The following is a 24,602-nucleotide window of genomic DNA, read 5'->3' on the forward strand; positions in this document are numbered from 1 at the left end:
GAATACTTATTTTGGACCTGTTTTACACGTGCTGGCCGGAAGGCGCAGGCGCTACAGGCGTTTCATCATCGAGTTTTACCTGTTCCATTTTCGGCGCAAAGATATGCATCATGAGCCAGGCGAGCAGGTAAGCGAGGCCGCAGATGGTGAGGATAATACCGTAACCGAGGGAGAGCTTGCCCAGCACTTTATAGTGATCCAGGATAATGCCCACCAGCAGCGGAAACAGCGTACCGCCCACGGAGCCGGCCATACCGCCGATGCCTACGACAGAACTTACCGCCTTTTTAGGGAACATGTCAGATACAGTAGTGAAGATATTGGCGGACCATGCCTGGTGCGCAGCAGTGGCCAGGCCGATCAAGCCCAGGCCGATGGCCAGGTTTGGAATGTAAGGCACCAGTACTACCGGCAATACGCACAGGGCAAAAAAGAGCATGGATACTTTCCTGGCTTTAAATACCGGCCACCCTTTCCTGTTGATCAGGAAGGAGGATAACCATCCGCCGCCGATGCTGCCCACGCTGGAAATCGTGTACACCACAATCAGCGGCCAACCGCCGGTGCTGGCCATGTCAATGCCGAAGGTAGAGGAAAGATAGGTTGGCAGCCAGAAGAGGTAGAACCACCAGATGGGATCGGTGAGTAATTTACCGAAGATGAAGGCCCAGGTTTGCCTGATACCAAACAGTTTACCCCATTTAACGCCTTTTTTGGCATCGGCATCGCTTACTTCCTCGTTATCGCTGTGGATATGGTCATATTCCGCTTTCCTGAGTCTTTTCTGCTTGGAAGGGATTTCGTACCAGATCCACCAGAAAAACAGCCATACAAAACCGATGGCGCCCGTCCAGATGAAGGCTGTTTGCCAGTGGTAATTACGTAAAATCCAGTACACTGTAGGAGGGCCGATAATAGCGGCGATATTGGCGCCGGAGTTGAAAATACCGGTCGCGAATGCTCTTTCTTTCTTAGGGAACCATTCAGCCACTGATTTGATAGCCGCAGGGAAGTTACCGGCTTCGCTCACGCCCAGTACGGAGCGGGCAGCGCCGAAACCGAAGGTGGACTTGGCAATGGCGTGGGCCATCGCAGAAATGCTCCAAACGGTTACCGACAGGGCATAACCCAGCTTGCTGCCGATTTTATCGATGAGGCGTCCAAACACCAGCAAACCAAGCGCATATGAGGCAGAAAACGCCATTACTACGTAACTGTAATCCTTTTCTGTCCAGCTGAATTCAGCGGCAAGGGTATCTTTCAATAGCCCTATCACCTGTCTGTCTACATAATTGATCGTGGTCGCAAAAAACAACAGCGCACAAACACGCCAGCGATATTTACCTAAAGTTGTGGAATTCATTTCGGCTGAATTTGGAATTTATAAAGAGGCTTAATTTACTGCAAGCCTTTCAGAATTGCAAACGTTTGCATAACTTTTTCTTTCAAACCACCCCAGTCGCGACTTTCGATCAGGGATTTGGACAGCAGGTTGGAGCCCATTCCAACGCAAACCACGCCGGCATCGAACCAGCTTTTCATGCTGTCGGCAGTAGGTTCTACCCCGCCGGTAGGCATAAATTTAAGGTTAGGGAACAAAGGCTTGATCGCAGTGGCGAAACCAGGGCCGAGCACATTGCCCGGGAAGAGTTTAACGAGCTGAGCGCCATTTTTTTCCGCTACGGAAATTTCGGTAGGCGTCATGCAGCCGGGGATCCAGGTGATCTGCTTTTCGTGGCATACGGCGGCGGTAGCCGGGTCTGCGATCGGGCACACGATGAAGTCCGCGCCGGCATCGGCGAAAAATGCCGCGTCATCGGCGTTTTTGATGGTACCAATACCCAGGTACATTTCCGGCATGGTGGCGTTTTTCTTTTCCAGCATTGCCTTGAAATTGGCGCGGGCAGCGGCGCCTCGGCTGGTGAACTCAAATACCCGGAGTCCGCCCTCGTAGCAGGCCTGCAATACTTCCAGGCATACGTTCACATCCTCATGATAAAAAACCGGGATAACCCCGCTCTGCCTGAAAGCAGCTAAAATAATTTCTGATTTCGGTGCCATGTCTACATCAATTTATAGATTTCCTCTACCGGAGTAGTATTGAAATCACCCTTTACAAAAAATTTGGAATAAGCGGCGGCGGCGGCAAAAGAGATGATGCCCTGATCGTCCTTACCGGCCAGCTGGGCATGGATGAGGCCTGCCATAAAGCAATCCCCGCTGCCTACACGGTCTACCACCTGGTCGGTGTCGTACGCCTTGCTCACAGCCACATTACCATCGTTGTAATAGAACGCGTAGTAGTGGTTATGCGTGGCCGCGGAGGAGAAGCGGAAGGTGAAAGCCACGCGCTTGCAGCGTTTGAACCGCGCTGTGATTTCCTTAGCCACCACGGTAGCCTGTTCGATATAAACTTCCTGTTTATCGGCTTCCAGGGCCACGGTGTTCAGCGAGGTATCCAGCATGGTATGCGCCGCCCAGATGTTGCCCATGACCACATCGCAATACTCCACCAGCTCCGGCATGATTTCAAAAGGCTTTTTGCCGTACTGCCAGAGCTTACTGCGGAAGTTGAGGTCCGTAGAGATGGTCAGGCCCTTGCGGGTGGCCGCTTCCAGCACTTCCTTGCAAATAACGGCGGCATCCGGGTTCAGGGCCGGCGTGATGGCGCTCCAGTGGAACCATTCCGCATCGCCGAGGAGGCTGTCCCAATCCACCGTTCCCGGCTGGATGGATGCAAAGGAAGAATACTTACGGTCGTACACCACCTCCGCATGCTTGAGGTCACTGCCCTGTGCGAGGTAGTAGATACCGATGCGGTCCCCACCCCATAACATCCTGTCGGTTTCTATCCCCAGCGCGCTCAGCTGCGCCAGTACATCGCGGGATAAGCCGTTGTCAGGCACTTTACTCAGGTAGGAAACAGGCGTGCCCCATTGGGCCAGGGCAGCGGCCACGTTGGCCTCGGCCCCTCCTACGTAGATGGCAGCTGTATGCTCGGACAGCTGCGGGGAGAGCCTCAGCAGGATCTCCCCAAACGTAATTACTTTTACTGCTTTCATTAGAATCCGAAATATGCTTTTGCATTATTGTAACAAATATCCTGCACCATTTTTCCTAACCAGGTAATATCGTTAGGAAGCTCTCCATTTTCCACATCCCGGCCCAGGAGGTTGCACAAAATACGACGGAAATATTCATGACGCGAATAAGAAAGAAAACTACGCGAGTCCGTAAGCATGCCAACGAACCTGGAAAGCAGGCCCATATTGCTTAAACAGTTCATTTGTTTTTCCATTCCGTCTTTCTGATCCAGGAACCACCAGCCGGAACCATACTGGATTTTACCCGGTATGCTGCCATCCTGGAAGTTGCCCGCCATCGTTGCAAAAACATCATTATCGGCTCCGTTCAGGTTATAGAGAACGGTTTTAGCCAGTTTATTTTTCTTATCTAGTTCATTAAGGAAGGCGCTCATGGCCACGGCGTTTTTCCAGTCGCCGATGGAGTCCACCCCTGCGTCCGCCCCGTAGGACTGCAGCAGGCGGGTGTTGTTGTTCCGGATAGCGCCTACGTGGAACTGCTGGGCCCAGCCCCTGGCGTGGTTCCATTCGCAAATCTGCAGGAGCACGGCCGTTCTGAACTGTTCGTTTTCCAGTTCAGTGGCGGTTTTGCCGGTTCTGGCCTGTTGGAAGATCTGTTCCAGCTCGGCCGGGGTGGCCGGTTTGAAATAGAACGCGCTCTGGCCGTGATCGCTGAGGCGGCCGCCTTTTTCGTGGAAGTAGTCGTGCCGCTGCTGCAAAGCAGCCATCAGCTTGTCAAAGCTGTTGATATCGCTTTTCACCACTTCGGAAAGCTTATCCACAAAGGCGTTGAAGGTAGCCGGGTTATCCACCGCCATGGCCCTGTCGGGCCGGAAGGTAGGCAGCACAGCCGTGCCAAACGGATTGGCGGCAATAGCGGCATGGTGTTCCAGGGAATCCACCGGATCATCCGTGGTGCAGAGCGTAGTTACTTTATAATGGGTGAGCAAGGCCTGGGTACTGAGTTGGGGCAATTGCTCATTACAGCGCTGGTAGATGGTTTCGGCGGTAGACTCGTTCAACAGTTCCGTTACGCCGAATGGGTTGCGCAGTTCCATGTGCGACCAGTGATACAACGGGTTGCGCATGGTGTAGGGCGTGGTGGCCGCCCAGTGCTTGAACTTCGTGAAGTCGTCCGCATCGCCGGTGATGAACTTTTCAGCCACCCCGTTGGCGCGCATGGCCCTCCACTTGTAGTGGTCCCCTTTCAGCCATATTTCCGTAAGATTGGCAAATACCTTGTTCTGCGCTATTTCATCCGGAGGCAGGTGGTTGTGGTAATCGATCACCGGCATGGCCTGTGCGAAGTCAAAGTACAGGCGTTTAGCCGTTTCAGTTTGCAGCAAAAAGTCCTCCGACAAAAATTGTTTCATAGAGCTGTAGCATTTATAATCCGGAAGAAGCCAGCTCCGAGCGGATGAATGACTTCACTCCCTGTTCTGATAATTGATCCAAATGTTCACTGACGGTGGCGGTAAAGCCAGGGATGGCGTGCAGGTTTACTTCCCAGAGCCGCTGATCCGCCGCTATCTGCGCCACCATTTCGTAGGTGGTGGTACGCTGTGCCCAGTATCCAGCAAACAGCGCGATGTTATCATCGGTGATGAGGTATTCTTCCCCGTCCCTTGCGCCGTAGTATTTACCATTCTCCTGTTTCACGGGCTTGAGGAAAAGCAGCATCGCGGCAAATCCCAGGCACATGTAAGGCGGCAGGGCTTTTTTCTGCTCGTAATAGCGCAGGAGGGTACGCACGTTGCGGGCGTTCATTTTGGAGCTTTCCTGGAAGGTGATGCTGATCAGTTTATGCGCAATAAACGGATTGGCAAAGCGGTCCAGCACGTCCGCAGCGAATGCCGGCGCGGAAGGGCAAATATCTTTTATGGTGGGCAGTATTTCTGCTAAGATGACCTGTTGGAAAAAGTGGCGCATGTATTCGTTTTCCATGGCTTCGTACACGGTGTTGAGGCCGGAGAGGTAGGCCAGCGGTACGGCGGCGGTATGGGATCCGTTGAGGATGCGCAGCTTTTGTTCGCGGTAGGGGGTGATATCCGGCTGTATCAGCATGCGTTCGTCCGTTTGGTGGAACGACAGGACGGAGCGGATATATTCGTTGCCTTCGATGGCCCAGAGGAGGAAAGGTTCTACTTCGATCCAGAGTTTGTCCGTATAACCTGCTTTTTCTTCCATTTCGGCGAGGTTGCGGGGCTTACCGGGTACGATGCGGTCTACCAGGCTACTGCAGAAGTGGTTGTCCTTTGTGATCCATTCGGTGAAGGCGGCCGGCATTTCGTTGAAGGCGGCCAGTTTAAGGACAATTTCTTTCAGCAGCTTGCCGTTGTCCACCACCAGTTCCGTGGGCACGATTACGAAGCCTGTATTGCTGCTGCCTTTGAAGTACTGGTAGCGTTCCCAGAGGATGGCGAGCAGTTTGCCGGGGTAGCTGGCAGGCACGCCGGTAGCGATTTTTTCGGCGACGTATTGGATGCCAACTTCCGTAGTATTGGATATAATGATTTGTAATTCAGGCTGATGTACGGCTTTCAGGACCTTGTCCCAATCTGCATTCGATTGCAAAACACGTGAAACAGCAGCATTTATCAGGACGTTATCCACCAGTTCCCCCTGGGCAATTCCTTTAATGTGGGTGGTGAACAGGGAATTTTGCTGGTCAAAATCGCTGGTATCGCCGTCGGTGGATTTTACTACTACCACGCGGCCCTGGAAGACCTGCTGTTTATTGGCTTTATCTACGAGATAGTCTACTAGTCCGCGCAGCAGTACGCCTGTGCCGAATTGAAGTATTTTTTCCGGGAATTGGAACTGGCTTTCACTAACGCCGGAATCTGCTCTTTGAAGTACGAGCTGCTGATTGAGTATTGGTAACATTTCCACTTGTTTGGACACTAAATATAGCGTGCTAAATTAACAATTTGTAGTAAGAAGCTAAATAATTGCTAAACGAGGCCAAAAACGTATCATCCCATAGTAAAAATCGATTGTGGCATTGCTATAATCGATAATATGTGTACCGGCATTGGCAGGATTTTAAGTAATTTTGCATCCTTAAAACGATTTTTAATGAGCAAGCTTGGAAAAGTGCTGGTTGCCATGAGTGGCGGAATCGACAGTACTGTAACAGCACTGATGTTACACGAACAGGGCTATGAAGTGGTGGGTATCACCATGAAGACCTGGGATTATGCGTCAGCTGGAGCCAGCAAGAAAGAGACCGGCTGCTGTAACCTCGATTCATTCAACGATGCCCGCGCAGCTGCGGTGCATCACGGGTTTCCTCACTTTGTGCTGGACATCCGCGACGAATTCGGCGATTTCGTTATCAATAATTTCGTAGATGAATACATTGCGGGCCGCACACCTAATCCCTGTGTACTTTGCAATACCCATATCAAGTGGCGCGCGCTGATGAAACGCGCCGATGCACTGGACTGCGAATTTATTGCGACAGGCCACTACGGCCAGATTCGCCAGCATGATAATGGTCGGTATGTGATCAGCAAAGGTATAGATGAACTGAAGGATCAGAGCTATGTACTGTGGGGCATCCAGCAGGATGTGCTTTCCCGCACCCTTTTGCCGCTGGGTAAATACCGTAAAACGGAGATCAGGCAAATGGCCTTCGATTTCGGGTATCCTGAACTGGCGAAGAAAGCAGAGAGCTATGAGATCTGCTTTGTGCCTGACAACGACTATCGCGGCTTCCTGAAGCGTAAGGTAGAAGGGCTGGAAGAACGGGTGAACGGCGGTAATTTTGTACTTGCGGATGGCACCATTGTGGGTAAACACAAGGGGTATCCTTTTTATACTATTGGCCAGCGTAAGGGCCTGGATATTGCCCTGGGCCGCCCGGTGTTTGTAACGGAGATCATCCCGGAAACCAATACCGTGGTATTGGGCAACGAAGATGAACTGCAGAAAAACGAAATGTTTGTGGCGAAGATAAACATGGGTAAATACGAAACTATTCCGGATGGCATGGAAGCGGTAACGAAGATCCGTTATAAGGATAAAGGCGCGCTGAGCAATCTTTACAATGAGAACGGACAGGTGAAGGTGAATTTTTATGAAAACGTGAAAGGTATTGCCCCGGGGCAGTCAGCCGTATTTTATGAAGGCGATGATGTGATTGGCGGGGGGATTATCCAGCGTGCGGTTAATTTTTAGTTGTATATACAGTTTATAAGGTGAGGCTGGCCGGGAGGTCAGCCTTATTTTTTTGTGGGATGGGGAGCGGGTTAGGCAGGTTATGGGCTGGGCGCCGGCAAGGTGTTGGGGTAATGGTATTTTGGGAAAAACCGGGTATTGCCAGGGGGGCGGCCCGTTAGGTCATTGCCGGGGCGGTGTCATGGTATTGGCTTAATGGTATTCTTGGAAAAACCGGGTATTGCCAGGGGGGCGGCCCGTCAGGTCAATCCTATTTTTGGAAGCGGTAAGTCGTCATCATCTTCCTGATCTTCATCGGTATGCGGCACATCCTGGACCGGCTCGGGGCGGAAGCGCCGCTCTCCTACCTGCTGGCGCCACATGGCGTAATAGAGCCCTTTTTGTTGCAGGAGCTCATCATGGGAGCCGGTTTCTACAATCTTGCCTTTTTCCAGCACGTAAATAGCGTCTGCATGCATGATAGTGGACAAACGGTGCGCGATCAATATCGTCATCTGCTCCCTGGAAGCCGATACTTCCCGGATAGTGGCAGTAATGTCTTCTTCTGTCAGCGAGTCAAGGGCAGATGTAGCCTCATCGAATATCAGGAGCCGCGGCTGCCGCAGCAGCGCCCGTGCAATAGAAATCCTTTGCTTTTCCCCACCGGATAACTTCATCCCGTTCTCGCCCAGCATGGTGTAAATGCCTTTGTCTGTTTTGGCGATCAACGCTGCTGCAGATGCCTTGTTCAGCGCGTCCATGATTTCTTCGTTGGTAGCGCCGGGTTTTACGAACAGCATGTTATCCCGGATAGTACCTGCATACAGTTGCGTATCCTGCGTCACGAAGCCAATTTGCCGGCGCAGGGGATTATAGCGGAGGTCTGTTGATTTTACTTCGTTGAAATAGATGTTCCCGCTGACAGGTGTGTATAGTCCTACCAGCAGCTTTACCAGCGTGGATTTCCCCGAGCCGGAAGGCCCCACAAAGGCAATGGTTTGCCCAAGGTGCACGGAAAAGGAAATCCCGTCCATGGCGTTATAGGTGGCGGTTTTATGCCGGAATACCACGTCTTCAAAACGCAGGCTTTCCAGTGGCCCTATCTCTACCGGCGTTTCCGGGCGGCGCTCCACGGGCTTTTTCATCAACTTATCGAAATTGCGGATGCTGGCGTCTACTTCGCGGTATTGCAGGATCATATTGCCTAAATCCTGCAAGGGAACGAAGATGGCGGTGGAGATGAATTGCATGGCGATCAGCTCACCGGTACTTAATACCTGCCGGAATATCAGCCAGAGCAGGATAAAGAGGATGGATTGTTTGAGCAGGTTGAGTGCAGTGCCTTGCAGCAGGGATAATGTACTGACTTTTTTCGCCTTGTACATTTCCAGGTCATAGATCTTTTTTGTTTGCTCGTTTAAGCGCCGGATTTCCGGAAAGGTAAGCCCCAGGCTCTTCACCAGTTCTATATTGCGCAGGCTCTCCGTGATCACGCCCGCCTGCGCGTCTGTTTGCCGGTTGATGCTGCGTTGTACGGTTTTTATTTTGCGGGACAGCAAACCTGTGAGCGAACCTAATACCAGTACGCCGATTACAAACACCGGGATCAGCATCCAGTTCTTATTAATGCTGTACCAGATTAAAAAACCTGTACCAACCAGGGAAGAGAATAATACGTTGATAAAACTATTGGTAAAGCGTTCTGCATCTGTTTTGACTTTCTGCAGGATGGATAAGGTAGTGCCGCTACGGTTTTCTTCAAACTCCTGGAAAGACAAGCGCAACGTTTGTTTCAGCCCGTCGTTGAAAATCTGCATACCAAACTGTGCTACAGTTTTGCGGGTCAGGTATTCCTGCAGGGATTTAAATGTTTTGGCGAGCAAGGCGATAGCGATGGCGATGCCCAGCCAATAGAGCACGCTGCTCACTAATTGCTGCTCGCTGAGGTGTTGTGGATTGGAAGCGTAATTATCCACGATTTTACCGAAGATAATTGGGTCCAGCAGGTTGAGTAATTGCGCGGAGCCGGCCAGCAGCAGGGAAATAAGGATGAGCTTTTTGTGCGGTTTGAGGTATTTCCAGAGTGTCTTCATGCTGCGCGGTTTTCGTTAGTGATGGTTTCCTGTTTTAAGTTAACGAAAAATGCGGAAATGGTGGCAGCAGCACATCTCACTGGCGTGGGTATCAACACCCAACATTATCATTGTCGCCGGGATTGGTACGATCGATATAGATACTTTCAACCAGAGGACCGTGCCAATAACAATCGTCAAAATCAAACATTTCTTCTGAATTTTACCGCAAACATCGTATCCGCCCCACTTCCATATCCGGGAATCACCCCGCCTTCTTCTTTCCTCAAATCGCTGTTTGCTTCAATAAACGCGACCATATCTTCATTCTCCTTTTTAAACACGGAGCAGGTAATATAAATCAGCGTGCCGCCGGGTTTCACAAAATGTATAACGTTATCGGCTATACGCTTTTGTAAATCCTGGTAACGTTGTATTTCTTCTTTTTTAAAGAAGGAAAGGCTTTCAGGCGTTCTTCCCCAGGTGCCTGATCCGCTGCAGGGCGCATCCAGGATAATACCATCAAATTTCACATTGCCCATAGTACCGGGAAACGCAGGATTGGTAAGGTCCGCCACGCGTGCCTCATAGTTCTTCACCCCTGCCGCTGCAAAGCGCTGTTGCAGGTTTTCGAGGATAGACCTACGTACATCGCTTACCAGCAGCTGTACATTCGGTTCCTGGTCTTTTAACAGGATGGATTTGCCACCGGAGGCGGCGCAGCAATCCCACCAGCGTTGCCCTTTCGCAGGTGTAAACAGCAACCCTGTTTGCTGGCTGCTGGCATCCTGTACTTCGTACCAGCTTTTATCAGGGATCAGCTCCTCTATTTTGGTACCGTTGGGCAAAGCAAGCGTAGTACGGTTTTCGTGTAATTCAAATGGCACATTGGCCTGTTTCAGGATAGCCTGGATTTTATCCTGTTTGTTATGACGTATGCGGATAAAGAAATGGGGCTGCTGCAGGTAACTTAGCGCAAATGCGTTGGCATCGATGCCTGCTGACAGCTCGCCGGTAAAAGGAAACAACTGATCCGCTATTAAGTCGCCGGCGCCGCTCAGCGCCAGCTTTTCTGAAACCGGCGCGCTTATCTGTTCATTCCATGCCGGCTGTAACTGCGCCAGCAGGTCGTTCGGCTTTTGCTCGCAAAGGAAAGTTGCCAGCAGGAGCCGCTCACTTACCTCCATATTCTTTTTCCACCAACCGAGGCGGAAATAATGATATACAAGCTGTGAAATCCAGCGCCTGTCGCGGCTACCCATTTGCGGGTGCTGCTTAAAAAATGCTTTCAGAAAATGATGCAGCGGGAGTTCGCCTTTATAGGCGTTGATCACTTTGGCTGCTGATACGAGATAACTTTCCCAACGGGTCATGCTGCGAAGGTAGGATTATGTTTTGGCTTTTTTTGCCTGTGTACCCGCGGTGTGGAGAAACAACCCGTACAAGCCTTTGGCTGCTTACCTGTGTTAACGGCTTATGGGGAAAGGGTCATGCATCCGCTTTACGCACGGCATAAAAAAGGCCGGCATCTCGCGATACCGGCCTGTATGTAATTCTAAATACTATCAGATTAGAGCTTCAGCAGCGCTTTCAGCGGATCTTTACCGAACAGCAGTTGCTCAGGATTTTCCAGCATTTCTTTCACGCGAACGAGGAAGCTTACTGACTCACGGCCATCGATGATACGGTGATCGTAGCTCAGCGCGATGTACATCATCGGGCGGATTACTACCTGACCGTTGATGGCCATCGGGCGTTCCTGGATTTTGTGCATACCCAGGATAGCTGACTGCGGAATGTTGATGATAGGCGTACTCATCAGGGAGCCAAACACACCACCGTTGGTGATGGTGAAGGTACCGCCGGTCATTTCCGGAATGGTGAGTTTATTTTCGCGGGCTTTGGTGGCCAGGTTCAGCACTTCTTTTTCGATGCCGGCCATGTCCAGGCTTTCCGCGTTGCGGATCACCGGCACTACCAGTCCTTTAGGAGCAGATACGGCAATGGAAATATCGCAGTAATCGTGGTACACCAGCTCTTCGCCATCGATGTAGGCATTCACTGAAGGGAACTCCTGTAAAGCGAAGCAGCAGGCTTTGGTGAAGAAGCTCATGAAGCCCAGGTTCACCTCGTGCTGTTTCTTGAAAATATCTTTGTATTTAGCGCGCAATGCCATGATTTCAGTCATGTCTACCTCGTTGAAGGTAGTTAGCATAGCGGTGGTATTTTTCGCTTCTACGAGGCGGCGGGAAACGGTTTTACGCAGGTTGCTCATTTTCTCGCGACGTTCGTTGCGGGAGAACATTTCCTGGCCGATTGCCACGCCCGGATTTTGCAGGGCGGCATATACATCATCCTTAACGATTTTGCCGTTAGCGCCGCTACCTTTGATGGTAGCAGGATCTACGTGCTTGTCCGCAATTACTGCGGCAGCTACCGGGGTAGCTTTGATATCGTTAGGAATGCTGGTTACCGGTGCGTTTTGTACCTGTGGTTTTGCTGCAGGCGCAGGTGTTGCGGCCGGTGCAGCGGCGGCTGCAGGAGCAGCTTTACCGGCAGGGCGCGCCACGCTGGTGTCTATTTTGCAGGCTACATCCCCGATTTTGAGGGTATCGCCTTCTTTTGCTACGATGATCAGGGCGCCTGCTTCTTCTGCATTCAGTTCAAAAGTCGCTTTCTCTGATTCCAGTTCGCAAACAACTTCATCACGTTCTACGTAATCACCATCTTTCTTCGTCCATTTTACCAGGGTCACTTCGCTGATGGATTCGCCTACTGTTGGCACCTTCATTTCAATTACCCCTTTGTTTACGGCTGGCGCTGCGGGCGCCGCTGGTGCTGCTTCCGCTGCAGGCGCTGCTGCTGGCGCGGCCGGAGCTGCTGCCGGTGCAGAAGCGGCTGGTGCTGCTGCGTCTGTATCGATAGTGCAGGCAACATCGCCAATTTTCAGCGTAGCTCCTTCCTGTGCATTGGGAGCTATCTTCAGGATACCAGCTTTTTCAGCATTCAGTTCGAAAGTCGCTTTCTCAGACTCCATTTCGCACAATACTTCGTCCTGCTGCACATAATCTCCATCTTTTTTCAACCATTTCGCAATTGTTACCTCGCTAATTGATTCGCCTACCGTAGGGACTTTGATTTCGATAACCATATTTTATCAGTTGATGGTGAAACCTGCTGTTAAGGCCAGGCTGTAATTTTACATTAGACCTAACAGATAACAGCAGGTATCTGTTTTATTTCTTTGAATATTTTATTAGATGTTAAAAGCGGTGTCAATGATCTGCTGCTGTTCGCGGGCATGCACTTTGGCATAACCGGTAGCAGTGGATGCACTTGGGTTACGGCTGATAACACCGTAGTTGATCTGTTTCAGGTTCATCTGCAGGTAAGAAGCAGCGCCCATGTTCAGCGGCTCTTCCTGTACCCAGAAGAAGGTTGCGCCTTTGTATTTGGCGGCAATGGTTTCCAGTTGCTTAACAGGCAGCGGATAAAGCTGTTCCAGGCGAACGATTGCCACATCCTTGCGGTCATCTTTTGCCTGTTTGTCGCTCAGATCAAAATACATTTTACCGGTGCAGAGCAATACTTTCTTCACCAGGGAAGCGTCCTGGATAAACGGATCATCCAGTACTTCCTTGAATCCACCGTTGGTAAACTCTTCCATGGTAGAGTAAGCGCCTGTATGACGCAGGTTGGCTTTCGGAGAGAAGTTGATCAGCGGTTTGCGGAACGGCCAGGTCAGCTGGCGGCGCAGCGCGTGGAAGAAGTTGGCCGCGGTGGTGATGTTGGTCACTACCATGTTTTCTTCAGCGCACTGTTGCAGGAAGCGCTCCGGACGTGCATTGGAGTGATCCGGTCCGCCGCCTTCATAACCATGAGGCAGCAGCATTACCAGGCCATTCTGCGTAGTCCATTTTTGTTCAGCGCTGCTGATGTACTGGTCAATAACAGTCTGCGCGCCGTTTACGAAGTCGCCATACTGCGCTTCCCACACTACCAGGCTGTTAGGGTTGGCCATGGCATAACCATATTCAAAGCCCAGTACGCCGTATTCACTGAGGAGGGAGTTATAAATTCTGAGTTTGCCTTGTTTTTCCTGCAGGTCGTTCAGACGGTTATAGGTAGCGTTGGTATTTTCGTCGAACAACACCGCATGACGGTGGGAGAAAGTACCGCGTTTAACGTCTTCACCGCTCATACGCACGTCTTTACCTTCGATGAGGAGGCTGCTGTAAGCCAGCAGTTCACCGGTTGCCCAGTCTACTTTACCTTCTTCCTGGTACAGTTTAATTTTATCCTGTAACAGTTTGCTCACTTTACGTAAAGGCACGAAATCAGCAGGCCATTTCATCAGGCCGTCGAAGAGGCGTTTGAAGTCTTCTTCGTTGATGGCAGTTACGGGCGACTGATCAAAATCTGCCGGAGTAGCTTTGCGAAGCGCCTGCCACCATTCTTCCGGTTTCTGGTTTACATAAGGCAGCGGATGTTGTTTTACTTCATCCAGGCGGGCCTGCAGTTCATCCCAGAATACCTTTTCCATATCTTTTGCCAGTGTCTGCGCTTCAGCATCGCCGTTTTGCAGGAGGAACTGGGTATATACTTCGCGTGGGTTCTGATGTTTATCGATCAGGGCGTAGAGGGATGGCTGCGTGAATTTAGGCTCATCCCCTTCGTTGTGCCCGTGTTTACGGTAGCACACCATATCGATATACACATCTTCATTAAATTCCTGGCGGTAGCGCGCTGCCAGCTGGGCTACTTTCACTACTGCTTCCGCATCGTCCCCGTTTACGTGGAATACCGGCGCCTGCACGATGGAGGCTACGCTGGTACAGTAATCGGAAGAACGGGCGTCGTCGAAGTCGGTCGTAAAACCGATCTGGTTATTGATCACAAAGTGAATGGTACCACCGGTGTAGTAACCTTTCAGTTTGCTCATCTGCGCTACTTCGTACACGATGCCTTGTCCCGCTACGGCCGCATCGCCATGGATGAGGATAGGCAGGATCTTATCATAGTCGCTGTCATAGATCACATCCGCTTTGCTGCGTGCAAAACCGATCACGATAGGGTCTACCACTTCCAGGTGGGAAGGGTTAGGCATCAGTTGCAGATTTACCTGTTTACCGCTGGCGGTAGCAACCTGTGAGCGGAAGCCGAGGTGATATTTCACGTCGCCGGAGCCCATGGTCATATCAGGAATAGCGAGGCCTTCAAACTCGTTGAAAATCTGCTCGTAAGTTTTACCGAGGATATTGGCCAGTACGTTCAGACGGCCGCGGTGCGCCATACCGATTACGGATTCCTGAACGCCGTATTCAGCAGCGGTGCTGATCATGGCATCCAGTGCCGGGATGGTGGATTCGCCACCTTCGAGGCCGAAGCGTTTTTGTCCAATGTATTTGGTGTGGAGGAATTTCTCGAAAATAACGCCCTGATTCAGCTTTTGCAGAATGCGGCGGCGTTGTTCGGTAGAAAGCGGCGTGTTCATGGCGGATTCGAATTCTTTCTCCATCCATTTCGCTTTCTCGCGGTCATTAATATAGGTGTATTGGATACCTACCGGTCCGGCATATACTTTATTAAGGAATGCCAGGATGTTTTTTAACGTGGTTTTACCAAGGCCCAGGAAAGTACCTGAGTAGAATTCTGTATTCAGATCCGCATCACTGAGGTCGAAATTGGTAATTTCCAGACCCGCTTTTCTGTCTTTTCTCTCACGGATTGGGTTGGTTTTTGCGATCAGGTGGGCTTTCTTGCGATAAGCCTGGATCAGGCGGTACACGCCCAATTCTTTTGCCAGCTGGTCGTTGGTCACCGGCGCTGACCCACCTCCTGCTGCCGTTGGCGCTGCGGGGCCCGCCTTGCCATTGGCGTTGGATACTGCAAAATCGAACCCTTCAAAAAATTTTACCCATTCTGGGTCTACGGAATTAGGGTCTTTGCGGAAATCCTGATATAAAGATTCTATGTAAGCAGGATGCGAGTTGGTGACGAATGAGAAGTCCTTCATTTACAACGAGTTTTGCTGATCTTCAGTTCAAATACTTTTCTGTTGAGTCCCTCATTATATAGGCAGTTGTCCCACATTATATAATGTATGGGATTGCAAATATCGCTCGTTTTTCATTACTAAGTATGTAAAAAATTAGAAAATAATAAGATGATTTCATATGCACAACATTACATTCAATCACTTATATTTGCATCTTTAAAGACGGCGAATAAAATTTTGTATTGAATTGAGAAAAGTATTACCTTTGCCGTCCGAAACTTGAAATTTGAAAAATGGCAAACCATAAAGCAACGAAAAAAGACGTACGTCAGAGCAGAAAACGTAATGAGCGTAACCGTTACTACGGTAAAACTACTCGTAATGCCATCCGTGACCTGAAAGCGATTACTGAGAAAGCGACCGCGGAGAAAGAATTAAACGAAGTAGCTTCTATGATTGACAAACTGGCTAAACGTAACGTTATTCACAAAAACAAAGCTGCAAATCTGAAAAGCAAGCTGGCTAAGAAAGTGAACGCTCTCGCCTAATTGCTTCAGTAACAATATTTATAGCTCTTCCTCACAAGGGAAGGGCTTTTTGTTTTTTTAGTCAGTTTATATAGAGATAAAAAATATTCGTATGCCGGATTTTAGTCTTTCTGTTAAAAAACTCATGATTTCAGGCATTTTTGCCCTCCTTACCCTTCCCTCCCTGGCCCAGCAGCTCCTGACCCGCTATGAACGCACCAACGGCGCCGAAACAGCCACCTATGCGGAAGTAATTGCGTACTATCAGCAGCTGAGTCAAAAGTACCCGCAAATAAAAATGCTGCAATTGGGAAATACGGATGCCGGCTACCCCCTCCATTTGGTTATTTACAGCCCTACCAAAGACTTTGACTTTCCATCTCTCCACAAAAAAGACAAAAGAATTATACTGATTAACAACGGTATTCACCCCGGTGAACCGGATGGTATCGATGCTTCCATGATGCTGCTGCGGGACCTCGCCCAGGGTAAAGCAGTAATCCCGGACAACATCGTCCTGGCTGTCATCCCGGTTTATAATATTGATGGCGCACTCAACCGTACTACGTTCTTCCGGGTGGATCAAAACGGTCCGGACGCATTCGGAAGCCGTGGAAATGGCCAAAATCTGGACTTAAACCGCGATTTTATCAAATCTGACTCCCGGAATGCCCGCTCCTTCCAGCAGATTTACCACCTGACGGACCCGGATGTGTTTATCGACAACCATGTCAGCAATGGCGCTGACTACCAGCATATTATGACGCTACTGGCCACCCAGCACGATAAACTGGGCGGTGCAATGGGCGAATATCTCAACAATACCTTTACTCCCACCCTCTATAAACTGATGAAAGAAAAAGGGTACGACCTGGTGCCGTATGTCAACCACTTCGGAGAAACGCCGGACAGCGGCTGGGTGGAATTTGACGACTCGCCCCGCTACTCTTCCGGGTACACGACCCTGTTCCATACCTTCGGGTTTGTGCCTGAAACGCACATGCTTAAGCCTTATCCGCAGCGGGTGCAGGCTACCTATGCGCTCATGCAGTGCTTTATTAAGTTCACATCGGAGAACAGCAGCACCATCCGCGACCTCCGTAATGCCGCTAAAAAAGCCGTGGTTACGCAACAGCGTTTTCCGCTGGACTGGCAGTTTGATATGAGTAAATACAGCCTTATCACTTTCAAAGGCTACGCCGCCGGCCATAAGCCGAGCAATATTTCAGGGCTGCCGCGGCTCTATTACGACCGCTCCAAGCCTTATACCCGCCAGGTGAAATTCTACAACTTCGCCAATGCGACCAACTTTGTGGATAAACCAACGGCTTACATCATTCCACAGGGCTGGTGGCCGGTGATCGACCTGCTGAAAAATAATAAGGTGGTCATGCAGCCATTGCCAAAGGACACGACCATCTATGTGGAAACCTACCACATCGCAGATTATAAGTCCTACACCAAACCCTACGAAGGGCATTTTCCACATACGGATGTAAAAGTGACCACCACTATGGATTCCATTCGCTTCCGCAAAGGGGATTTCTATATTCCTATGAACCAGGCAGCTAACCGGTATCTCATAGAAACGCTGGAACCTACTGCCGGAGATTCCTATTTTGCCTGGAACTTCTTTGACGGGATACTGGGGCAGAAGGAAGGATATTCCCCGTATGTGTTTGAGGATACCGGGTACGAATGGCTGAAGCAGCACCCGGAAATGCAGGCGGAGCTGGCGAAAAAGCGGGAGGCGGATACTGCGTTTGCGAATAATGGCGCGGCGCAGTTGAAGTGGGTGTATCAGCATTCGCCGTATGCGGAGCCGGAGTATTTGAGGTATCCGGTGTTTAGGGTGAAGTAATGCAATCCCATTAATTAAGGTTATAGCCTGAATTTTTTAATATTAAACTCAGGCTATAACATTAATTTTTATTTGATAATTTAAGGCCATAACCTTAATTTTGTATTTAAACAAATGCGGACACTCCATGGCGAATAGTAATAGATTGCTAGCTATCAAACAGTTAGACCGAAAAGCAATTGAGTTCCAACCGCTATTGAGAATGCAGCCCCCGGCGAAAGGATGGATTTCGTTGATCCGAAAATCCCTTAATATGACTTTACGCCAATTGGGGGATCGCCTGCACATTACCCCTCAAAGTGCCCATGAAATTGAGTTGCGGGAAGCAAATGGTACCATATCTATCAAAGCGCTGTCTGCTGCTGCGGAAGCACTCGACATGAAATTGGTTTATGGATTTATTCCCCAGGATGGATCGCTGGAAGCCATGATTGAAAAAAGAGCGAGAACCATCGCAACTAAGATTGTCAGTAGAACAGCAACTTCCATGAAATTGGAAGACCAGGAAAACTCGAAGGAAAGATTGTCAGAAGCTATAGAAGAAATGACACAGGAGCTTAAACGAGAGTTATCATCAAAATTATGGGATTAGAAATCAACTATTATGAAGGCCAAACCCCATTAGACGAAGATGAAAAAGAGGGTTTGTTAATTCCCAGTATTTCAACCAGGCAGGAGTTAGATGAACATGAACAGCAAAATATAGAACAGGCAATTCGATGGACATTTGAAAGGAAAAAAAGGTTTACCCTGGAGGAAGTACTTTCAGAAGAATTCATTTGTGAGCTCCATGCAAGAATGTTGGGAAACGTTTGGCAATGGGCTGGCAATTTCAGGTCTACCAACAAAAACATTGGTGTTGACAAGTACAGTATCAGGCAGGATCTGAGAGTACTGTTGGATGATGTCAGGTTTTGGATTCAACAGAAAACATTTCCACCGGATGAAATTGCAATCAGGTTCAAGCACCGATTGGTTAGTATCCATTGCTTTCCAAATGGCAATGGTCGACATTCGCGACTCGTGGCTGATATATTGATTGAAAAAATCTTCGGTGCAGAGGTATTTACCTGGGGCTCCATTAACCTGATCCATCAAACAGCATTCAGGTCGCTCTACTTAAAGGCATTGAGAAATGCCGATGTGGGCAATTTCGATCAGCTGCTAGTTTTTTCGAGGTCCTGATAACAGGTTACTTTTCTTTACCCATTCACCTTCTCCACCACCATCACCGTATGCTGCTCCCCAAAAAAATGATTATAAATCACCACCTTCCTAAACTCCCCCGGCAACTCCTTCACCATCGGAAACCACTCCCCCGGTATCTTCCCCGTATCCAGTAATGCCGCCGCCAGCCACAACGCAAACGACCCCGCGGTATCATACTCTCCACAGAGATGCTTAAAAGGAATCGCCGGCTTAGGCAGCACCTCGCCAAGCAGCTCATAATACCGGGCATAATTACTATCCCCGTTATCCCCGCTGATCACCAGGTCCGCATCCGCGCCCAACTCCTGCAGCACCGCTGAGAGTCGCTCCTCTGAAGGCTTGTACAGCAGCTTAATCCCCGATATGGCCGCTTTGGATGCCGGCGTTTGCGCAGCCGTCAACACAAAGAACGCACTTCCTTCTCCCGAGATAGTCCCGGGCAAATGCTGCTCAAACAACCGGGTATTACCTACAGGCGCTGTGCGCCACTGGCCAATGCGGCTCTTAATATAAAAATGCTCTTCCGTCATTTCCTCAAAGGAGCCGGTGAGCGTATGGGAAGCGCCTTCCTGCAACAGCATCATGCTGTCTACCAGTGCGTTTTCGAAGGAAAACCCGCGGTGTACGAAGGTATTGTTATAGTCGGTACCGTTTTGCTGCAACGCAATCAGTCCGTTTACAGAATTGTAAGTAGATTGAATGAAAGGCGTAGGGTTCAGCGCCGTTTCCTTGTATTGCTCGATTTCTTTGATGAACTTTTCCGTGTCCTGCAGGCTGCCTTTACCGGTGCCGGTCACGATAGGCCCAGGCGTGGCCACACCGCTGTTGGCCAGGCATTTCAGCGCAGTGGTAAGTCCCATGCGCAGCACCCGCGTCATCCGGCGCAAACTATTGCCCGGAATAAAGGGCTTGTAATCAGGTTCTATGCAAACCAGCCGGTTGCTTTCGGTCTGAACAAACGGCGCTGTGGTAATATCCCCGTCAAACGTATGTTGTGGAGATATTGCCGCCATTCCCTGGATATAACACTTAACCTTCATACTTGCTGATCACGAGGGAAGCATTGTTGCCCCCAAAGCCAAAAGAATTAGAAATTACATTATTGATGATTACATCTTCCTTCAGTTCCGTTTCCGGTACAATCTGCAATTCTTCCATCCGTTCGGAAAAATTCAAGTTCGGGAAGATAATATTGTTCCGGATGGCCAGCACCGCGTAGATGGCTTCAATAGCGCCGGCTGCGGCCAGCGTATGGCCGGTAAACGGTTTGGTGGAGCTGAACGGGGGCACTGCCGTTCCGAACAGGCGTTCCAGCGCGCGGCCTTCGGAAATATCGTTGTTTAAAGTAGCCGTACCATGCACGTTGATATACTGCACCTCTTCCAGGGTGCGCCCGCTCATCGCCAAAGCATTTTTCATGGCAGCATAGGCGCCATCCCCTTCCGGCGAAGGAGAGGTAGGATGGAAGGCTTCGTTGGTATTGCAATAACCGGTAAGCTCCGCCAGTATGGTGCTGTTATTTGCCTTCGCATAGGATTCACTTTCCAGTACCAGGTAAGCTGCGCCTTCGCCCAGGTTCAAGCCGGTACGCTGCTGATCAAAAGGGCGGCAAAACTGCCGGTCCACATTTTTCAGGGAGTTGAAACCATTGAGCGTGAAGCGGGTCAGCGCTTCCGTACCGCCGCAAACCATCCGCTGGTACATACCTGCCTTGATCATGCGCGCGCCAAACATCAGGGCGTTGGCGGAGGAGGAGCAGGCCGTGCTGATGGTTGCCAGGTGCTCGGTAAAACCTACGGTATCGGCTATACGTTGCGTGCAATCCGCGCAGTCGAGCGTGTGAATACTTTGTATAAACTCACCGGACTTATCCGGATTAATCAGGTCAAAATAAACTTTCTCCGTATCGCACATCCCTCCCACCGTACTGGCGTTGATAAAGCCCGTAGGCTCATCCTGGAGGTGGCTGATGCCGGCCTGTTGCAGGGCTTCCTGCATGGCTACGAGGCCCAGCAGCGTAGTGCGGCTAAACCCTGCCTGCACAGGAATGCCGGCCATGCGAAACAAAGCGGCGTTATCCTGCTTTACTTCGCCCACCGGCAATACCTCTTTGTAAATAGTATTGATATAGTCCGTAAACCCAAGCCCACTCTCCTTGCGGCGCAGGCGTTCCAGGTTTCCGGCTACGTTATCACCAATGGCGGTGACCATTCCCATCCCTGTAATAAACACTCTTTCCGCCATGCAGCTGATTTACTTAAGCGGGTTGTTGTTTTGACTGAATGAATTCGGCCATGGATTGAACAGACTGAAGGATCTTACGGCCCTCGCGCGGATCTTCCACCTTGATGCCATACTGTCTTTCCAGTAATACCATCAGTTCGAGAGAGTCGATACTGTCAAGCCCCAGGCCTTCTCCGAATAACGGCGCATTATCGTCGATATCAGCAGGTTTGGTGTCTTGCAGATTCAGTGCTTCAATGATCTGTTCTTTCAGTTTCTGTTTTAATTCTTCCATAATGTTGTAGGTTTACCTGCGACTGACGGCAGCCACAGATGCCTTTGTTAATTGGTAAAAATACAGTTTTAGTACTGTTTTGAAAATTATTCTCAGTTCATTCTTCGTTTTTCAACATATCCGGCTATGGCCAGCATGACCAGCCCCGTAATGATCAGCAACACTACATTCTTCCACACATAGGCGATATTCCCGTTCCGGAGGTAGATGTCGTTAATGGCGTCCAGGCCCCAGCTCAGGGGCGATAAATGCCCGATTACCTGCATCTTCTGCGGCATGATTTCCAGCGGGATCCAGATGCCGCCAATGGCCGACAGGATCACGATCGAAATAGCCCCGAAGTTCAACGCCTGATTAGGAGTTTTAAAAAGCGTGCCAATCAGTATCCCGTAGGAAGTAGCCGCCAGCCCGATGGCCGCGGCAACCAGGAAGGTAGCGCCCGCATCCCTTCCCATCACGAGTTTGGGCAGATCCAGTAATGGCATAATGTAAATGCCCACGAGCATCATGCAATAAAACTGTACCACGCAGATGCCTACAAAAAACAACATCTTGCCCAGTAAAATCTCCAGGTACGACCCCGGTATCAGCTTCATACGAAGCAGGCTCCCGTCCTCCCGCTCCCGTATCATGTTCCCGGCAATGGGAATCACGATGAAGAACATGGCAAATATGCTCCAGGCCGGTACGTTATGCTGTACCGAATTCGATATCACATCAATCTGCTTGCCGCTGCCCGTAGCCTCTTCTTTCAGACCTACGGCCTGTAAGCGGATAGGCAGGGTATCATTGGCTGCGGTAACGCTGCTGTCTTTCCTGCGCAGCTCCTGGCGGATGCGCCCCAGCAGCATGTCCGTTTCCACCTGCGTCAGGAAGTTATCAATAGCCTGATGCACCGCTCCCTTGAAAGCCTTTTTGGCGGCAGGATCAAAGTAGATGGTTACATCCAGCGAGTCGGCATTTTTCTTCACCGGCAGCGAAACAGTCATCCCCATCCGATGGGAGATGTCGTTCACGATCCTGTTGGCGTTGCTGACGATATTGCCGGTAGCGCCGGCAGGTATGATGATACTGATCTTATACGTGCCTTCATTGACCAGCTTCCTGGCTTGTTCGGCCGTCAGCGGCTTACCGTCCAGCGTATCGATGATGCGGAATTGTCCGCCGCTGGCCAGTCCTTCCCGGATATGGCGGCCCAGGCGGCCATGGTCGTTGTCGACTGTCAGGATATCGAATTTGACTTCCTGGTAGTCCTTAAACGGCGCATCCTGGATCAGTGCCATTACTGTTATCAACACCACGGGCATGAGGAACAGGAGGGTAAGTCCTGTTTTGTCGCGCACCAGTAGCTGCCATTCTTTTCTTATTGTCGCCAGTAATCGAAGCATTGATCTGAATATTAATCTCGCAAGGCATGTCCTGTATAATGCAGGAACACATCTTCCAGGTTTTCACAATCCGGCAGCTCATCGATGAGTTGTGCGGGGTTACCCTGCACGATGAGGCGTCCCTGGTCTACTATGGCCACGTCGCTGCAGAGCGACTGCGCCTCTTCCAGCAGGTGGGAAGTGTAGAGGATACTGTTTCCCTTGCTGTTGTATTCGCGCAGGAATTGCAGGATCATGGTCCTGGACTGGACGTCTACGCCAGCCGTAGGCTCATCCAGTACAAGTAAGGAAGGGGAATGAAGGATGGCCGCAATGATATTGGCTCTCCTTTTCATTCCTCCGGAGAATTTATGAATTTCTTTATCTGCGCTTTTTTCCAGCCCGAACGCCTCCAAAAGCTCCATGATGCGGGTTTTCAGCGCCTTTCCGCGGAAGCCGTACAGGTTTCCGAAGTAGGTCAGGTTTTCCACCGCGCTCAGTTGGGGATAGAGGGCAATGCGTTGCGGCACTACGCCTATCTGCTTTTTGATGGCCTCGCGGTGATGGGCATCCTGGGAAAGGCCGTTGATCAGCACCTCTCCGCTGCTGGCTTTCACCAGTCCGCAAAGGATGGAAATAGTAGTTGTTTTACCAGCGCCGTTCGGCCCAAGCAACCCTGCGATACTGCCTTTCCGGAAGGAGAACGTCAGCCCTTTCAGGGTAGGCTCTTCCGCGCCGGCGTAGGTCTTGTATAGCTCTTTTACTGCAATGCTGGACATATCAGTTTTTTATATCGCCTTGCTGAGTTTACGAAAAAATGCCTCCTCGGCAGCGGCCGTGCGGAAGAGCATTTCACTCAGCTCGTTATAGGAAACATCGTTTGCGCTGCGGCTTTTACATACGCGGCCGGCCGCAAAGGCAAAGTTACGCCACAAGTCGCCGACCTGCGTAAGCTCAGCGGCCAGTTTGGAGAATTCAGGCTTGTTCAGCAGTTCCGCCGCTTCCTGCAGGAAAGCTGCATATACGAAACGGAATCCGGCGCCGCCGGTACCGATTTCTTCCTGCATGCGGATGATATTGCCCAGGTACAACACTGCCCGGCGATCATCCAGCTTTTGGGGATATTTCTTCACCCGCTTTGCCAGGAACCGGATACCGTCCACACCGAACAATGGCACCGGGATCTTGAGCATATAATGGCAGGTTTGCTTAATACCTTCTATGATCGGTTTTTCCAGTGAGGCGGAAGAGGGTACGCTCACCGGGTAATACATTTTTCCTTTGGGGGCCGGAAACCCTTTCGCAAAGCGGGCCTGGGCCAGGTGTTCCGGGTCGATGGTGGTCACGCTGTCCATTATCGGATCGCTGACGAGGTATTGCCCGTCTTCCTTTCCATACACCACAAGGTTATGCGCATTGAAATGGAAACGGTAGGAAGCGGGAAAATAAGTCAGGTAGTACACGCTGGAGAGCAGCCCTACCGGGGTGCCCGCGGCGATGGTCTCGTCCAGCGCGGCCATGCCCTTTTCCACGGAACTGAATTTTTCTACTTTCATTTTTACGCCCAGGCGGTCGCATACACGCTGGAAGATAGCTCCCGGCCATATCCTGTAAGTGGTGCCTGGTACGCCATTCACCTTCACAAACGGCAGGTGGCCAAAAAATAATCCTGCGCCAATCCCGAAAGCCATTGGTTCGCTGATCTTCAATCCGTGATGGCCCAGCAGATTGGAGATAACACCGCTTTCGCAATGTGCTGTTTGTGTGTGATGGAATAGAATTTCGCTCATAGTTTTTATATCCCCA

The 24,602-nt window shown here is 50.4% G+C and carries 20 protein-coding genes; 5 read left to right on the forward strand and 15 right to left on the reverse strand.

All coding sequences use genetic code 11. The features are described 5' to 3' along the window. Positions 1-22 precede the first annotated feature (22 nt). The 5 genes from BOC67_RS03680 to BOC67_RS03700 are packed head-to-tail and all read right to left on the reverse strand — an operon-like array spanning position 23 to position 5,969. Entirely contained in the window at positions 23-1,363 is a 1,341-nt protein-coding gene (locus tag BOC67_RS03680; RefSeq protein WP_291907385.1) for an MFS transporter, read from the reverse strand. 35 nt (positions 1,364-1,398) lie between these two features. Continuing rightward, the gene (locus BOC67_RS03685; protein WP_291907388.1) at positions 1,399-2,061 is read right to left on the reverse strand and encodes a bifunctional 4-hydroxy-2-oxoglutarate aldolase/2-dehydro-3-deoxy-phosphogluconate aldolase; all 663 of its coding nucleotides are present in this window, start codon (positions 2,059-2,061) and stop codon (positions 1,399-1,401) included. A gap of 2 nt (positions 2,062-2,063) precedes the next feature. Continuing rightward, entirely contained in the window at positions 2,064-3,062 is a 999-nt protein-coding gene (locus BOC67_RS03690; RefSeq protein ID WP_291907391.1) for a sugar kinase, read from the reverse strand. Continuing rightward, complete coding sequence (uxaC, locus tag BOC67_RS03695) at positions 3,062-4,456, reverse strand: glucuronate isomerase (RefSeq protein ID WP_291907394.1); 1,395 nt, start codon at positions 4,454-4,456, stop codon at positions 3,062-3,064. The genes BOC67_RS03690 and uxaC overlap by 1 nt, the downstream gene beginning before the upstream one ends. A 13-nt stretch (positions 4,457-4,469) precedes the next feature. Beyond that, complete coding sequence (locus tag BOC67_RS03700; RefSeq protein ID WP_291907396.1) at positions 4,470-5,969, reverse strand: tagaturonate reductase; 1,500 nt, start codon at positions 5,967-5,969, stop codon at positions 4,470-4,472. A gap of 192 nt (positions 5,970-6,161) precedes the next feature. Here BOC67_RS03700 and mnmA point away from each other — a divergent pair, with 192 nt between their 5' ends. Then, complete coding sequence (gene mnmA / locus BOC67_RS03705; RefSeq protein WP_291907398.1) at positions 6,162-7,265, forward strand: tRNA 2-thiouridine(34) synthase MnmA; 1,104 nt, start codon at positions 6,162-6,164, stop codon at positions 7,263-7,265. Positions 7,266-7,504: 239 nt separating this feature from the next. Here the strand turns inward: mnmA and BOC67_RS03710 are convergent, their stop codons facing one another. The 4 genes from BOC67_RS03710 to BOC67_RS03725 form a co-directional block, all read right to left on the reverse strand. Continuing rightward, positions 7,505-9,337, reverse strand: coding sequence for an ABC transporter ATP-binding protein (locus BOC67_RS03710; protein ID WP_291907400.1), 1,833 nt, complete (start codon positions 9,335-9,337; stop codon positions 7,505-7,507). Between the two features lie 182 nt (positions 9,338-9,519). After that, on the reverse strand, positions 9,520-10,689 hold the full coding sequence (locus BOC67_RS03715) for an RsmB/NOP family class I SAM-dependent RNA methyltransferase (protein ID WP_291907403.1): 1,170 nt from the start codon (positions 10,687-10,689) through the stop codon (positions 9,520-9,522). A 197-nt stretch (positions 10,690-10,886) separates the two neighbouring features. Continuing rightward, a complete protein-coding gene (odhB, locus tag BOC67_RS03720; protein WP_291907406.1) occupies positions 10,887-12,467 on the reverse strand; it encodes a 2-oxoglutarate dehydrogenase complex dihydrolipoyllysine-residue succinyltransferase in 1,581 nt (526 codons plus the stop codon). A gap of 105 nt (positions 12,468-12,572) precedes the next feature. Further along, positions 12,573-15,332 (reverse strand): 2-oxoglutarate dehydrogenase E1 component, encoded by a 2,760-nt coding sequence (locus tag BOC67_RS03725; RefSeq protein ID WP_291907408.1) that lies wholly within the window; start codon positions 15,330-15,332, stop codon positions 12,573-12,575. Between the two features lie 275 nt (positions 15,333-15,607). Between BOC67_RS03725 and rpsT the strand changes: the two genes are divergently transcribed. The 4 genes from rpsT (at position 15,608) to BOC67_RS03745 (ending at position 18,887) form a co-directional block, all read left to right on the forward strand. Beyond that, positions 15,608-15,862 carry a 30S ribosomal protein S20 gene (gene rpsT / locus BOC67_RS03730; protein ID WP_291907410.1) on the forward strand — a complete coding sequence of 85 codons (255 nt, stop codon included), beginning with the start codon at positions 15,608-15,610 and terminating at the stop codon, positions 15,860-15,862. A 91-nt stretch (positions 15,863-15,953) separates the two neighbouring features. Continuing rightward, positions 15,954-17,702, forward strand: a complete 1,749-nt coding sequence (locus tag BOC67_RS03735) for a M14 family metallopeptidase (RefSeq protein WP_291907411.1) — start codon at positions 15,954-15,956, stop codon at positions 17,700-17,702. Between the two features lie 202 nt (positions 17,703-17,904). Then, positions 17,905-18,294: a mobile mystery protein A gene (locus BOC67_RS03740; protein WP_291908079.1), complete on the forward strand. Its 390-nt coding sequence runs from the start codon at positions 17,905-17,907 to the stop codon at positions 18,292-18,294. After that, entirely contained in the window at positions 18,285-18,887 is a 603-nt protein-coding gene (locus tag BOC67_RS03745) for a mobile mystery protein B (protein ID WP_291907413.1), read from the forward strand. Before BOC67_RS03740 ends, BOC67_RS03745 begins: the two co-directional genes overlap by 10 nt. Positions 18,888-18,904: 17 nt before the next feature. On the opposite strand, the gene BOC67_RS03750 is transcribed toward BOC67_RS03745, so the two are convergent. The 6 genes from BOC67_RS03750 to BOC67_RS03775 form a co-directional block, all read right to left on the reverse strand. After that, positions 18,905-19,924, reverse strand: a complete 1,020-nt coding sequence (locus BOC67_RS03750) for a beta-ketoacyl synthase chain length factor (RefSeq protein WP_291907416.1) — start codon at positions 19,922-19,924, stop codon at positions 18,905-18,907. 16 nt (positions 19,925-19,940) lie between these two features. Then, entirely contained in the window at positions 19,941-21,155 is a 1,215-nt protein-coding gene (locus tag BOC67_RS03755) for a beta-ketoacyl-[acyl-carrier-protein] synthase family protein (protein ID WP_291907419.1), read from the reverse strand. 13 nt (positions 21,156-21,168) lie between these two features. Next, positions 21,169-21,429 carry a phosphopantetheine-binding protein gene (locus BOC67_RS03760; protein ID WP_291907421.1) on the reverse strand — a complete coding sequence of 87 codons (261 nt, stop codon included), beginning with the start codon at positions 21,427-21,429 and terminating at the stop codon, positions 21,169-21,171. A gap of 92 nt (positions 21,430-21,521) precedes the next feature. Next, entirely contained in the window at positions 21,522-22,817 is a 1,296-nt protein-coding gene (locus tag BOC67_RS03765) for an ABC transporter permease (protein WP_291907423.1), read from the reverse strand. An 11-nt stretch (positions 22,818-22,828) separates the two neighbouring features. Continuing rightward, positions 22,829-23,575: an ABC transporter ATP-binding protein gene (locus BOC67_RS03770; RefSeq protein WP_291907425.1), complete on the reverse strand. Its 747-nt coding sequence runs from the start codon at positions 23,573-23,575 to the stop codon at positions 22,829-22,831. Between the two features lie 9 nt (positions 23,576-23,584). Beyond that, positions 23,585-24,586, reverse strand: a complete 1,002-nt coding sequence (locus BOC67_RS03775) for a BtrH N-terminal domain-containing protein (protein ID WP_291907428.1) — start codon at positions 24,584-24,586, stop codon at positions 23,585-23,587. Between the last annotated feature and the right edge of the window lie 16 nt (positions 24,587-24,602).

It is taken from the genome of Chitinophaga sp. CB10 (assembly GCA_001870995.2).
In the GTDB taxonomy this organism is placed as follows: domain Bacteria; phylum Bacteroidota; class Bacteroidia; order Chitinophagales; family Chitinophagaceae; genus Chitinophaga.